This window comes from Streptomyces sp. NBC_00016 (assembly GCF_045040885.1).
In the GTDB taxonomy this organism is placed as follows: Bacteria; Actinomycetota; Actinomycetes; order Streptomycetales; family Streptomycetaceae; genus Streptomyces; species Streptomyces coriariae.
Genome location: NZ_CP108304.1, coordinates 2774205 through 2787719, shown reverse-complemented (window position 1 = coordinate 2787719; position 13515 = coordinate 2774205). Strand labels below are relative to the sequence as shown.

12 protein-coding genes are annotated in these 13515 nt (G+C 70.6%); 10 read left to right on the top strand and 2 right to left on the bottom strand.

All coding sequences use genetic code 11. From position 1 onward, the window contains the following. Positions 1 to 16 precede the first annotated feature (16 nt). The 8 genes from OG933_RS12200 (at position 17) to OG933_RS12165 (ending at position 7980) form a co-directional block, all read left to right on the top strand. Positions 17 to 601, top strand: coding sequence for a PaaI family thioesterase (locus OG933_RS12200; protein WP_405627060.1), 585 nt, complete (start codon positions 17 to 19; stop codon positions 599 to 601). Beyond that, complete coding sequence (gene dut, locus OG933_RS12195) at positions 598 to 1149, top strand: dUTP diphosphatase (RefSeq protein WP_054243626.1); 552 nt, start codon at positions 598 to 600, stop codon at positions 1147 to 1149. The genes OG933_RS12200 and dut overlap by 4 nt, the downstream gene beginning before the upstream one ends. A 1-nt stretch (position 1150) precedes the next feature. After that, the gene (locus OG933_RS12190) at positions 1151 to 1915 is read left to right on the top strand and encodes a DUF3710 domain-containing protein (RefSeq protein ID WP_054243625.1); all 765 of its coding nucleotides are present in this window, start codon (positions 1151 to 1153) and stop codon (positions 1913 to 1915) included. Positions 1916 to 2123: 208 nt separating this feature from the next. Continuing rightward, a complete protein-coding gene (locus OG933_RS12185; protein ID WP_405627056.1) occupies positions 2124 to 3302 on the top strand; it encodes an alginate lyase family protein in 1179 nt (392 codons plus the stop codon). 185 nt (positions 3303 to 3487) lie between these two features. After that, on the top strand, positions 3488 to 6046 hold the full coding sequence (locus OG933_RS12180; protein WP_405627055.1) for an ATP-binding protein: 2559 nt from the start codon (positions 3488 to 3490) through the stop codon (positions 6044 to 6046). Further along, positions 6040 to 6756, top strand: a complete 717-nt coding sequence (locus OG933_RS12175; protein WP_362527699.1) for a response regulator — start codon at positions 6040 to 6042, stop codon at positions 6754 to 6756. The genes OG933_RS12180 and OG933_RS12175 overlap by 7 nt, the downstream gene beginning before the upstream one ends. Positions 6757 to 6813: 57 nt before the next feature. Next, positions 6814 to 7212 (top strand): OB-fold nucleic acid binding domain-containing protein, encoded by a 399-nt coding sequence (locus tag OG933_RS12170; RefSeq protein WP_078615454.1) that lies wholly within the window; start codon positions 6814 to 6816, stop codon positions 7210 to 7212. Between the two features lie 3 nt (positions 7213 to 7215). Then, positions 7216 to 7980 carry a DUF3159 domain-containing protein gene (locus OG933_RS12165; protein ID WP_405627052.1) on the top strand — a complete coding sequence of 255 codons (765 nt, stop codon included), beginning with the start codon at positions 7216 to 7218 and terminating at the stop codon, positions 7978 to 7980. Positions 7981 to 8171: 191 nt separating this feature from the next. On the opposite strand, the gene OG933_RS12160 is transcribed toward OG933_RS12165, so the two are convergent. Both OG933_RS12160 and OG933_RS12155 read right to left on the bottom strand, forming a co-directional pair. Then, on the bottom strand, positions 8172 to 8849 hold the full coding sequence (locus OG933_RS12160) for a TrkA family potassium uptake protein (RefSeq protein ID WP_020125145.1): 678 nt from the start codon (positions 8847 to 8849) through the stop codon (positions 8172 to 8174). Beyond that, positions 8849 to 9517 (bottom strand): TrkA family potassium uptake protein, encoded by a 669-nt coding sequence (locus OG933_RS12155; RefSeq protein WP_020125146.1) that lies wholly within the window; start codon positions 9515 to 9517, stop codon positions 8849 to 8851. Before OG933_RS12155 ends, OG933_RS12160 begins: the two co-directional genes overlap by 1 nt. Before the next feature lie 413 nt (positions 9518 to 9930). Here OG933_RS12155 and OG933_RS12150 point away from each other — a divergent pair, with 413 nt between their 5' ends. Beyond that, positions 9931 to 12024, top strand: a complete 2094-nt coding sequence (locus OG933_RS12150) for an APC family permease (RefSeq protein ID WP_405627050.1) — start codon at positions 9931 to 9933, stop codon at positions 12022 to 12024. 131 nt (positions 12025 to 12155) lie between these two features. Beyond that, on the top strand, positions 12156 to 13496 hold the full coding sequence (locus OG933_RS12145; RefSeq protein ID WP_362531322.1) for a class I SAM-dependent RNA methyltransferase: 1341 nt from the start codon (positions 12156 to 12158) through the stop codon (positions 13494 to 13496). The last annotated feature ends 19 nt before the right edge of the window (positions 13497 to 13515 follow it).

Here is a 13515-nt window from a genome sequence, read left to right as displayed (position 1 = left end):
GGTAAGGTCTGCGGCTGTGAGTGGTACTTCCGCAGCTCTTGAGCCTCCGGCCGATGCCGTGAAACCCGTCCGGCACCCCGACGCTCCCGTGCCCGGTGAGCTTCTCGGTGCCCACTACGAACACTGTTTCGGATGTGGCGGCGAGCAGACGCACGGGCTGCATCTGGAGGCGCGGGCCGGTGAGGGCGTGACCGTCACCGCCGAGTTCACCGTGCAGTCCGCGCACCAGGGTGCGCCCGGCCTCGCGCACGGCGGAATCCTGGCCACCGCCCTCGACGAGACGCTCGGCTCGCTGAACTGGCTGCTGCGGACGATCGCCGTGACCGGACGGCTGGAGACCGACTTCGTGCGCCCCGTGCCCGTCGGTACCACGCTGTACCTGGAGGCCGAGGTCACTGCGGTGGCCAGGCGCAAGATCTACTCGAGCGCCACCGGGCGGATCGGCGGCCCCGACGGGCCGCTCGCCGTCCGTGCCGACGCGCTCTTCATCGAGGTCGCGGTCGAGCACTTCGTGAGCCACGGCCGTGAGGCGGAGATCCAGGCCGCCATGAGCGACCCGGACCAGATCAGGCGCACCCGCGCCTTCGAGGTGAACCCGTGAGCCGCGACCCCCTGAACGTCCTGATCCGGCGCGTCGACCCCGACGTACCGCTTCCGACGTACGAGCACCCGGGTGACGCCGGGGCCGATCTGCGCACCACGCGCAGCCATGAACTCGCGCCGGGGGAGCGGGCCGTGCTGCCCACGGGGGTGTCCATCGCCCTGCCCGAGGGGTACGCGGCCTTCGTGCACCCGCGCTCGGGGCTGGCCGCCCGGTGCGGAGTAGCCCTCGTGAATGCCCCGGGGACGGTTGATGCCGGGTACCGTGGGGAGATCAAGGTGATCGTGGTGAATCTCGACCCGCGCGAGTCCGTGCGGTTCGAGCGCTTCGACCGGATTGCCCAACTGGTCGTCCAGCAGGTCGAGAGGGTCCGCTTCCAGGAGGTGGCGGAGCTTCCCGAATCGGCGCGGGCCGCAGGGGGCTTCGGGTCCACCGGCGGGCATGCCGCCGTGGGCGGTGAAAGCGGTACAAGCGCCTCGGCCGCCGAGGGCGGCGCGACGGGTGGGAATCGATACGCTTCGGTCGTATCCGACCGGGAAGGACAGTGACGTGTTCGGACGTCGCAAGAAGAAGGGTGCCGCCGAGGACGCGGCCGGCGAGGCCGAGCAGGTCGTCGACAATGTCGACGCTGAGGCGGACGACGTAGAAGGCGAGCGCGAGCGTGTGCGGCTCGAGCCCGAGCCGCGGCCCGACGGGCCCTGGGACGACTCGGAGGTGCGCGACCCCGCCGAGGGCCGTGTGGACCTCGGCGGGATCTTCGTGCCCGGGGTCGACGGCATGGAGCTGCGGGTCGAGGTCGCCGGTGACGCGATCGTCGCGGCGACGGTCGTACTGCGCGACAGCGCCATCCAGCTCCAGGCCTTCGCCGCTCCCAAGCGCGAGGGCATCTGGGGCGAGGTGCGCGAGGAGATCGGCTCCGGCATCACTCAGCAGGGTGGCATCGTCGACGAGGTCGAAGGCCCGCTGGGCTGGGAGCTGCGGGCCCAGGTGCCGGTGCAGCTGCCGGACGGCACGGGTGGCTTCCACGTCGTGCGGTTCGTCGGTGTGGACGGTCCCCGCTGGTTCCTGCGCGGGGTGATCTCGGGCCAGGGCGCGGTGCAGCCGCAGGCGGCCGGTCTGCTCGAGCAGATCTTCCGGGACACCGTCGTGGTCCGCGGTGAGGGCCCGATGGCGCCCCGCGACCCGATCGTCCTCAAGCTGCCGAACGACGCGCAGATGGTCCCCGAGGGCGTTCAGCAGCAGGACGAGGGCTCCCGCTTCTCCGGCGGCATGGGTCAGCTCCAGCGCGGACCGGAGATCACCGAGGTCCGCTAGTCGGCGACGGCAGACCGTAACGGCTGACAGGGCCGCACCCCGCACGGGGTGCGGCCCTTTGTCGTGTTCGCGTCTCGTGTGCGCGTCTCGCGTTCTTCTCGTGTGGGAACCCTTGACGGTGCATTGGTCTGGACCTACGGTCTCCGCTCAACGCCTGAGTTCATAAGGGCGCTCTGCGTTCACATACACGAACAAGAACGGAGCTGCTGTGCGTCGAACCGCATTCCTTGTGACCGTCACCGCCCTGGTCCTGGGCGCTCTCGCGTCACCGAACGTCCCCCCGGCTCAAGCCGCCCCCACCACCTTCGCCCACCCCGGCGTCACCGTCTCCCGGGCGCAACTGGACTTCGTCCGGGGCAAGGTCGACTCCGCGGCCCAGCCCTGGAAGGGCGCCTTCGACCAGCTTCTGGCCAGTAAGTACGCCAGCCTGAGCCGCACCCCCAAGCCCCGCGCCGTGGTCGAGTGCGGGTCCTACTCCAACCCGAACTACGGCTGCACGGACGAGCGGGAGGACGCCCTCGCGGCGTACACCGACGCCCTCGCCTGGTACGTCACGCGGGACGAGCGGTACGCGAAGAAGGCCATCGAGCTGATGGACGCCTGGTCGGCCGTCGTCAAGGACCACACGAACAGCAACGCGCCCCTCCAGACCGGCTGGGCCGGCTCGTCCTGGCCGAGGGCCGCCGAGATCATCAAGTACACGTACACCGGCGGCTGGGCCAACTCCGGCCGCTTCGCGACCATGCTGCGGGACGTCTACCTGCCCGAGGTCATCAACGGCTCCAATTCCAACGGGAACTGGGAGCTGTCCATGACGGAGGCCGCGATCGGCATCTCCGTCTTCCTCGAGGACAGAACCTCGTACGACAAGGCCATGGCGAAATTCCGCACCCGCACGGCGGCCTACGTCTACCTGGCCTCCGACGGGGAGCTGCCGAAGACCGTGCCGAGCCAGAACCTGAACACCCGGGACAAGGTCGTCGCCTACTGGCAGGGACAGGGCACCTTCGTCACCGGCCTGACCCAGGAGACCTGCCGCGACCTCACCCACACCGGGTACGGCATCTCCGCGATCTCGCACGTCGCCGAGACCAGCCGGATCCAGGGGCAGGACCTGTACGGCACCGACGTCGGCGAGCGGCTGCGGCAGGCCCTCGGCTTCCAGGCCAAGTACGAGCTCGGCGCGGCCGTCCCGAGCTGGCTGTGCGGCGGCTCGCTGAACCAGGCGCTCGGCCCGGTCACCGAGGTCGGTTACAACGCGCTGCACAACCGTCTGGGCATCGCGATGACCAACACCCAGACGCTCACCCTGCAGAACCGCCCGGCCGGCAGCAACAACCTCTTCGTCGCCTGGGAGACGCTCACCCACGGAGACAATCCCGCGTGACCCGGTGTGCGTGAACCGATTCGGAGGGCTCGTCCGATGAAGGGGTGAGGGGCGCCGGTGGTCGTCCCGCCGCGTCAGGGTTGCGTCAAAGGCGCCCCTCACCCTTCAGCTCGTCCCTTATGTCGGAACTGTTGGCCGTAAGGTCGACGCTGCGTACGCAGGAGTCACAGGAAGACAATGAGGCCATGGCACGCGGAAAGCTTCGGATCTACCTCGGTGCGGCACCGGGCGTGGGCAAGACGTACGCGATGCTGTCCGAGGCGCACCGCCGGGTGGAGCGCGGCACGGACTGTGTGGTGGCGTTCGTCGAGCACCACGGGCGGCAGCGCACCGAGGTGATGCTGCACGGCCTCGAGCAGGTCCCGCGCCGGGAACTGGAGTACCGGGGCGGCGTCTTCACCGAGATGGACGTGGACGCGGTTCTCGCCCGCGCCCCGCGGGTCGCCCTGGTGGACGAACTCGCGCACACCAACGTCCCGGGCTCGCGCAACGCCAAGCGCTGGCAGGACGTGCAGGAACTGCTCGCCGCCGGCGTCGACGTGGTCTCGACCGTGAACATCCAGCACCTGGAGTCCCTCGGCGACGTCGTGGAGTCGATCACGGGGGTGCGGCAGCAGGAGACGGTGCCCGACGAGTTCGTCCGGCGCGCCGACCAGATCGAGCTTGTGGACATGTCACCGCAGGCCCTGCGGCGGCGGATGGCGCACGGGAACATCTACAAGCCGGACAAGGTCGACGCCGCCCTGTCCAACTACTTCCGGCCCGGAAACCTCACCGCCCTGCGGGAGCTGGCCCTGCTGTGGGTGGCCGACCGGGTCGACGAGTACCTGAAGCAGTACCGCAGTGAGCACCGGGTGTCGGCGATCTGGGGTTCGCGCGAGCGGATCGTGGTCGGGCTGACCGGCGGTCCGGAGGGACGCACCCTGATCCGGCGGGCGGCGCGGCTGGCGGAGAAGGGCGCCGGCGGCGAGGTGCTGGCCGTGTACATCGCGCGCAGCGACGGGCTGACCTCCGCCTCGCCCAAGGAACTGGCGGTCCAGCGCACCCTCGTGGAGGACCTGGGCGGCACCTTCCACCACGTCGTCGGCGACGACATCCCGGCCGCGCTGCTCGACTTCGCCCGCGGGGTCAACGCCACGCAGATCGTGCTCGGCTCCTCGCGCCGCAAGGCCTGGCAGTACGTCTTCGGGCCCGGCGTCGGCGCGACGGTCGCCCGGGAGTCGGGGTCCGACCTCGACGTGCACATCGTCACCCACGACGAGGTCGCCAAGGGGCGTGGACTGCCGGTGGCCCGGGGAGCCCGGCTCGGGCGGGCCCGGATCATCTGGGGCTGGCTGGTCGGTGTGGCGGGCCCGGCCCTGCTGGCGCTGCTGCTGAACACCGTCCACCTCGGCCTCGCCAACGACATGCTGCTCTTCCTGGCCGTGACGGTGGCGGCGGCGCTGCTCGGCGGGCTGCTGCCGGCGCTGGCCTCGGCGGCGGTGGGCTCGCTGCTGCTGAACTACTTCTACACACCGCCCCTGCACCGATGGACGGTCGCCGACCCGAAGAACATCGTCGCCATCGTGATCTTCGTCGGGGTGGGGGTGTCGGTGGCCTCGGTGGTGGACCTGGCGGCCCGGCGTACGCACCAGGCGGCCCGGCTGCGGGCCGAGTCGGAGATCCTGTCCTACCTGGCGGGCAACGTACTGCGGGGCGAGACCAGCCTGGAGGCGCTGCTGGAGCGGGTGCGCGAGACCTTCGGGATGGAGTCGGCGGCCCTGCTGGAGCGGGCGGACGACAGGGCGCCGTGGACCCGCGCGGGCCACGTCGGGTTCGGACGACCGGTCGAGCGGCCCGAGGACGCGGACGTGGAGGTGCCGGTCGGCGACCACCTGGCGCTGGCGCTCACCGGGCGGCTGCTGCCCGCGGAGGACCGGCGGGTGCTGGCCGCGTTCGCCGCGCAGGCGGTCGTCGTACTGGACCGGCGGCGCCTCCAGGAGGAGGCCGACCAGGCCCGCGCGCTGGCCGAGGGCAACCGCATCCGCACGGCCCTGCTGGCCGCCGTGAGCCACGACCTGCGGACCCCGCTGGCCGGGATCAAGGCGGCCGTGTCGAGCCTCAGATCCGACGACGTGGCCTGGTCCGAGGAGGACCGGGCGGAGCTGCTGGAGGGCATCGAGGAGGGCGCGGACCGCCTCGACCACCTGGTGGGCAACCTGCTGGACATGTCCCGCCTCCAGACCGGTACGGTCACGCCGATCATCCGGGAGATCGACCTGGACGAGGTGGTGCCGATGGCGCTCGGCGGGGTGCCCGATCCGGCGGCGAGCGTGGAGCTGGACATCCCGGAGTCGCTGCCCATGGTCGCCGTGGACGCCGGGCTGCTGGAGCGGTCGGTCGCCAACCTCGTGGAGAACGCGGTCAAGTACAGTCCGGGCGGCGAGCCCGTGCTGGTCTCGGCGAGCGCGATGTCCGACCGGGTCGAGGTACGGGTCGTGGACCGCGGGCCGGGCGTTCCCGACGAGGCCAAGGAGCGGATATTCGCCCCCTTCCAGCGCTACGGTGACGCTCCGCGCGGGGCCGGGGTGGGGCTGGGCCTCGCGGTCGCGCGTGGCTTCGCCGAGGCCATGGGCGGCACCCTCAACGCCGAGGACACCCCCGGCGGCGGCCTCACCATGGTCCTCACCGTCCGCGCGGCGGGGCCGCGCCTCGAGCCGCAAGCCGCGCAACCCGCACAACCCGAAAGGCATGCCTCATGCTGAGCCCGGCCGAGGGGACGCCCCAGGCCCCCACGAGAGTGCTCGTGATCGACGACGAGCCGCAGATCGTCCGCGCCCTCGTGATCAACCTCAAGGCCCGCAGGTACGAGGTCGACTCGGCCCACGACGGCGCCACCGCCCTGCGGCTCGCCGCCGCCCGCCACCCGGACGTGATCGTCCTCGACCTGGGGCTGCCGGACATGGACGGCGTCGAGGTGATCAAGGGACTGCGCGGCTGGACCAGGGTGCCGATCCTGGTGCTGTCCGCCCGGCACTCCTCGGACGAGAAGGTCGAGGCGCTGGACGCGGGCGCCGACGACTACGTCACCAAGCCGTTCGGCATGGACGAGCTGCTGGCCCGGCTGCGAGCCGCGGTCCGCCGGGCGGAACCCGCCGGGGGCGGCGAGGACGAGGTCCTGGTGGAGACCGACGGGTTCACCGTCGACCTGGCCGCGAAGAAGGTCAACCGGGCCGGGAAGGACGTACGGCTGACCCCCACGGAGTGGCATCTGCTGGAGGTGCTGGTGCGCAACACCGGCCGGCTGGTCAGCCAGAAGCAGCTGCTCCAGGAGGTGTGGGGGCCGTCGTACGGAACGGAGACCAACTACCTGCGGGTGTACATGGCGCAGCTGAGACGCAAGCTCGAGGCGGATCCCTCGCATCCCAAGCACTTCGTCACCGAACCCGGGATGGGATACCGGTTCGAGCGCTAGTGCGACGGGTGGGGCGGCGGCTACGGCTCGGTGGGTGTGCCCCGGTACCCTTCAGACATGAGTGCTGTCCCTCGTTCCGAAAAGCCGGTGGGCCGGTTCCGGCGCATGCTCGACCGGCTCTCCTCGTCGCAGGAGGACCTGGAGTCCGAGGAGCTGCGAGAGGACGCCGAGACGGCCGGATGCACGCGGATCGGAGACTGCCAGGACCGCCAGATCGTCACGGTTACTGGTACCTTGCGCACGGTCACTCTGCGGCCACGCGCCGGAGTCCCGGCCCTGGAGGCCGAGCTGTTCGACGGCACCGCGGCGCTGGACGTGGTGTGGCTGGGCAGGCGCTCCATAGTGGGCATAGAGCCGGGACGCAGACTCATCGCATCGGGGCGGGTCTCCATGAGCCGGGGCCGCCGGGTGCTGTTCAACCCCAAGTACGAACTGAGACCCCTGGGTAGGGAGTAGCCGGTGACGTCGCTCGACAAGCCGACCGAAGAGACGACCGCGGACGACACGACCGCGGCCGACGCCCGGGCGGTGACCGAGGCCGCGCTGTTCGAGGCGTTCGGCGGGGTGCGGGGCATGGTCGAGACGGTCGTGCCCGGCCTGCTCTTCGTCACGATCTTCACGATCAACAAGGATCTGCACATGTCCGCGATCGCCGCGCTCGCGGTGTCGCTGATCCTGGTCGTGGTCCGCCTGGCGATGAAGGACACGGTCAAGCACGCCTTCAGCGGGGTCTTCGGCGTCGCCTTCGGCGTCGTCTTCGCGATGATGACCGGCAACGCCAAGGACTTCTATCTGCCGGGCATGCTCTACACGCTCGGCCTCGCCCTCGCCTACATCGTCACGACGCTGTGCGGGGTGCCGCTGATCGGCCTGATCCTGGGCCCGGTCTTCAAGGAGAACCTCTCCTGGCGGACCCGTAACCCGGGTCGCAAGAAGGCGTACGCCAAGGCCAGCTGGGCGTGGGGGCTGATCCTGCTCGCCAAGTGCGCGATCCTCTTCCCGCTGTACTGGTGGGCCAACACCGCGCAGCTGGGCTGGGTGCTGATCGCACTGAAGATCCCGCCGTTCCTGCTCGCCGTCTGGCTGACGTGGGTCTTCCTCGCGAAGGCGCCCGCGCCGATCGATGTGTTCGCGGAGATGGAGGCGGAGGAGAAGGCCGCGGCCGCTGCCGCGGAGGCGTCGGAGGCGTCGGAGGCTGGTGGGCGGCACCGTCGGGAGGGTTAGCTCCCGGTGTCGGGGTGACCGTCCCTGGGGGCTGCGCCCCCAGACCCCCTTCGGCCCTGAACGGGCCTCGTCCTCAGACGCCGGACGGGCTGACAGGGACTCGTAACGCCGGACGGGCCGAATAGACGTACACGCGATGGGGGCGCCCGGAGATCTCCGGGCGCCCCCATCGCGCGTGTGTCCCTGGCGGCTCAGCTGCCGGTGTCCTCCTTGCGGACCGACAGGAGGTCCTCCAGCTGTTCCTCCCTCGCCTGGGCGGCCACGAAGAGCAGTTCGTCGCCCGGCTCGAGGGAGTCCTCGCGGGTCGGGGTCAGGACCCGGGTGCCGCGGATGATGGTGACCAGTGAGGTGTCCTCCGGCCACTCCACGTCGCCGACCTGAGTGCCGGCCAGGGCCGACTCCTCGGGGAGGGTCAGTTCGACGAGGTTGGCGTCGCCGTGGCTGAAGCGGAGCAGTCGCACCAGGTCGCCGACGCTCACCGCCTCCTCGACCAGGGCCGACATCAGACGCGGGGTGGAGACGGCCACGTCCACGCCCCAGGACTCGTTGAAGAGCCACTCGTTCTTCGGGTTGTTCACCCGGGCGACGACGCGCGGGACGCCGTACTCCGTCTTGGCCAGCAACGACACGACCAGGTTGACCTTGTCGTCGCCGGTCGCGGCGATCACGACGTTGCAACGCTGGAGGGCCGCCTCGTCGAGGGAGGTGATCTCGCAGGCGTCGGCCAGCAGCCACTCCGCCTGCGGGACGCGCTCGACCGAGATGGCGGTCGGCGCCTTGTCCACGAGCAGGACCTCGTGGCCGTTCTCCAGCAGCTCGCCCGCGATCGAGCGGCCGACGGCGCCGGCTCCGGCAATGGCGACCCTCATCAGTGACCGTCCTCCTTGGGGCCCTCGGCGAACGAGGCCTCGACCTTCTCGACCTCGTCGCTCCGCAGCATCACGTGCACCAGGTCGCCCTCCTGGAGCACCGTCTGGGAGGTGGGCAGGATCGCCTCGCCGAGGCGGGTGAGGAACGCGACGCGGACGCCCGTCTCCTCCTGCAGCTTGCTGATCTTGTGGCCGACCCAGGACGGGGCGGCGTGCACCTCGGCGAGCTCGACGCCCCCGGTGGGGTCGCGCCACAGCGGCTCGGCACCCGAGGGGAGCAGCCGGCGCAGCATCTGGTCGGCCGTCCAGCGGACGGTGGCGACGGTGGGGATGCCGAGGCGCTGGTAGACCTCGGCGCGCCGAGGGTCGTAGATGCGCGCGGCGACGTTCTCGATGCCGAACATCTCACGGGCCACCCGGGCGGCGATGATGTTGGAGTTGTCGCCGCTGGACACGGCGGCGAAGGCGCCGGCCTCCTCGATGCCCGCCTCGCGCAGGGTGTCCTGGTCGAAGCCGACTCCGGTGACCCGCCGGCCACCGAAACCGGAGCCCAGTCGTCGGAAGGCGGTGGGGTCCTGGTCGATCACGGCGACCGTGTGCCCCTGTTGCTCCAGGGTCTGCGCGAGGGCGGAACCCACCCTGCCGCAGCCCATGATGACGATGTGCACGACCGTCCTTCCGAGGTCAAGAAGTCAAGAAGTCAATAAAAATTCTGGCTTGGCTTTGAACAGGGTCTCAGACCGTCGCCCAAGCTACACACGTGCGGTCGGCGCAGGGCACCCCCGTGCACGCTTTACGCGATCAGCGGCGGCTGATGCTCCAGAGACTGAGGAAGGTAAGGATTCCGAGGCCGACGAGGGTGCCGACGGCGCCGATGATCTCCGCGGTCGTGTGCATGGACCCTCCAAGGGGGCGGCAGCGGGCGGGGATTGTCATATAGACATGGGGATCGGCGCGGTCGCGGAATCCGCAGCACGGGCATGGCCGAATTCACCCGGGAGGCAGACGCGGCACGCCATCACCCGGCCGACGCCGGGGGAGGGTGGGCGGTCCCGTGTTCGAAGGCCTACGATCCTCTGTTGTGTCCAAACTGACCGACGTGCCCAAACGGATTCTGATCGGGCGCGCACTGCGCAGTGATCGGCTCGGAGAAACGCTCCTGCCGAAGCGCATCGCCCTGCCCGTCTTCGCTTCCGACCCGCTGTCCTCCGTGGCCTACGCGCCCGGGGAGGTGCTGCTGGTCCTGTCCATCGCGGGCGTGTCGGCCTACCACTTCAGCCCCTGGATCGCCCTCGCGGTCGTCGTGCTGATGTTCACGGTGGTCGCCTCCTACCGGCAGAACGTCCACGCCTACCCCAGTGGCGGCGGCGACTACGAGGTGGCCACCACCAACCTCGGCCCCAAGGCCGGCCTGACCGTCGCGAGCGCGCTGCTCGTCGACTACGTCCTGACCGTCGCGGTCTCCATCGCCTCCGGCATCGAGAACCTCGGCTCCGCGATCCCGTTCGTGGTCGAGCACAAGGTGGCCTGCGCGGTCGCCGTGATCGTGCTGCTGACGCTGATGAACCTGCGGGGCGTCAAGGAGTCCGGCAAGCTCTTCGCGATCCCGACCTACGTCTTCGTCGCGGGCGTCTTCATCATGATCGCCTGGGGTGCCTTCCGCGGGCTGGTGCTCGACGACACCATGCGGGCCCCCACGGCCGAGTACACGATCAAGGCCGAGCACCAGGGGCTGGCCGGGTTCGCCCTGGTCTTCCTGCTGCTGCGCGCCTTCTCCTCCGGCTGTGCCGCGCTGACCGGCGTGGAGGCGATCTCCAACGGCGTCCCCGCCTTCCGCAAGCCCAAGTCGAAGAACGCGGCGAGTACGCTCGCGGCGATGGGCCTGCTGGCCGTCACCATGTTCTGCGGCATCATCGTGCTGGCCCTGTTCACCAAGGTCCGGATGGCCGAGAACCCGGCCGTCGACCTGCTGCACGACGGGGTCGCGGTCGGCGCCGACTACGTCCAGAACCCGGTGATCACCCAGGTCGCCGAGGCCGTCTTCGGCAAGGACAGCTTCCTCTTCATCGTCCTCGCCGCGGCCACCGCCCTGGTGCTGTTCCTCGCGGCGAACACCGCGTACAACGGCTTCCCGGTGCTCGGCTCGATCCTGGCCCAGGACCGCTACCTGCCCCGCCAGCTGCACACCCGCGGCGACCGCCTCGCCTTCTCCAACGGCATCGTGCTGCTCGCCGGCGCGGCCACGCTGCTGGTCATCATCTACGGCGCCGACTCCACGCGGCTGATCCAGCTGTACATCGTCGGCGTGTTCGTGTCGTTCACCCTCAGCCAGATCGGCATGGTCCGGCACTGGAACCGCCTCCTGGCGACCGAGACCGACCAGGCCAAGCGCCGCCACATGGTCCGCTCCCGCGCGATCAACACCTTCGGCGCCTTCTTCACCGGCCTGGTCCTGATCGTCGTCCTGGTCACCAAGTTCACGCACGGTGCCTGGGTCGCCCTGCTCGGCATGGTGATCTTCTACGGGACGATGAGCGCGATCCGCCGCCACTACGACGGCGTCTCCGCGGAGATCGCCGCTCCCGAGGGCCCCAGCGACGACACCGTCCGGCCCTCGCGCGTCCACTCGGTGCTGCTGATCTCCAAGATCCACCGCCCGACGCTGCGCGCCCTCGCCTACGCCAAGCTGATGCGCTCCGACACCCTCGAGGCGCTCACCGTCAACGTCGACCCGGCCGAGACGAAGACGCTGCGCGACGAGTGGGAACGGCGCGGGATCGACGTACCGCTGAAGGTCCTGGACTCGCCCTACCGCGAGGTCACCCGGCCGGTCATCGAGTACGTCAAGAGCCTGCGCCAGGAGTCGCCGCGCGACGCGGTGTCGGTGATCATCCCGGAGTACGTGGTCGGCCACTGGTACGAGCATCTGCTGCACAACCAGAGCGCACTGCGGCTCAAGGGCCGGCTGCTGTTCACGCCGGGCGTCATGGTCACGTCCGTCCCGTACCAGCTCCAGTCGTCCGAGGCGGCGAAGAAGCGGGCCCGCAGGCGCTCGGAGTGGAACGCTCCGGGCTCGGTACGACGCGGTCCCGCGCAGCAGGGTCACCCGAAGGAGCCGTCGGGCACCGGTTCCGGCAGCGCCCCGGGCTCCTCGGGGCCGAACCCGAAGAAGTGACCCTCACGCCGGGCGGGACCTCGACCCTCGACCCTCGTCCCGGCGCATGGTGAACGGCCGGACGACAGCCACGTAGACTGGTGGGCTGTTGTCCGGCCGTTCCTCGTTCGACGTTGTGGAGTCACCCCGCCATGCAGGCAGAACCGAAGAAGTCGCAGGCGGTGTCGCTCGTGGGGCAGGAATACGAGGTCGAGATCGGCCCCGTCGCCCACGGCGGCCACTGCATCGCCCGGACGGAAGCCGGCCAGGTGCTGTTCGTCCGGCACACGCTGCCCGGCGAGCGGGTCGTGGCCCGGGTGACCGAGGGCGAGGAAGGGGCCCGGTACCTGCGCGCGGACGCCGTACAGGTGCTGGAGGCGTCCAAGGACCGCGTCGAGGCACCCTGCCCGTACGCCGGACCCGGCCGCTGCGGCGGCTGCGACTGGCAGCACGCCAAGCCGGGCGCCCAGCGCCGCCTCAAGGGCGAGGTGATCGCCGAGCAGCTGCTGCGGCTCGCGGGCCTCACGCCCGAGGAGGCCGGCTGGGACGGCACCGTGATGCCGGCCGAGGGCGACAAACTGCCGGCCGGCGAGGTGCCCGCATGGCGCACCCGCGTCCAGTACGCGGTCGACGCCGACGGCAACGCCGGGCTGCGGCGCCACCGCTCGCACGAGGTCGAGCCGATCGAGCACTGCATGATCGCGGCGCCGGGCGTCAGCGAGCTGGGCATCGAGGACCGCGACTGGTCCGGGATGGCGTCCGTCGACGCGATCGCCGCGACGGGCTCCCAGGACCGCATGGTGATCCTCGAACCCCGCCCCGGCGCCCGTCTGCCCCTCGTCGAGCTGGACCGGCCCGTCTCCGTCATGCGGGTCGAGGAGCACGACGGCGGCATCCACCGCGTCCATGGCCGGGCCTTCGTCCGCGAGCGTGCCGACGGCCGGACGTACCGTGTCGGCAGCGGCGGCTTCTGGCAGGTCCATCCGCAGGCCGCCGACACCCTCGTCAAGGCGGTCATGCAGGGCCTGCTGCCGCGCAAGGGCGACATGGCGCTCGACCTGTACTGCGGCGTCGGCCTCTTCGCGGGCGCCCTCGCCGACCGCCTCGGCGACAAGGGCGCGGTGCTGGGCATCGAGTCCGGCAAGCGCGCCGTGGAGGACGCCCGGCACAACCTCGCCGGGTTCGAGCGGGTGCGGATCGAGCAGGGCAAGGTCGAGGCGGTGCTGCCGCGCACCGGGATCACCGAGGTCGACCTGATCGTCCTCGACCCGCCGCGCGCGGGCGCGGGCAAGAAGACGGTCGCACACCTGGCTTCGCTGGGGGCGCGGAAGATCGCGTACGTGGCGTGCGACCCGGCGGCGCTGGCGCGCGACCTGGCGTACTTCCGGGACGGCGGCTACAAGGTGCGGATGCTGCGGGCGTTCGATCTGTTTCCGATGACGCATCACGTGGAGTGCGTGGCGATTCTGGAGCCGGTGGCCAAGGGCGCCTGAACCACAAGGCCGAACGAGG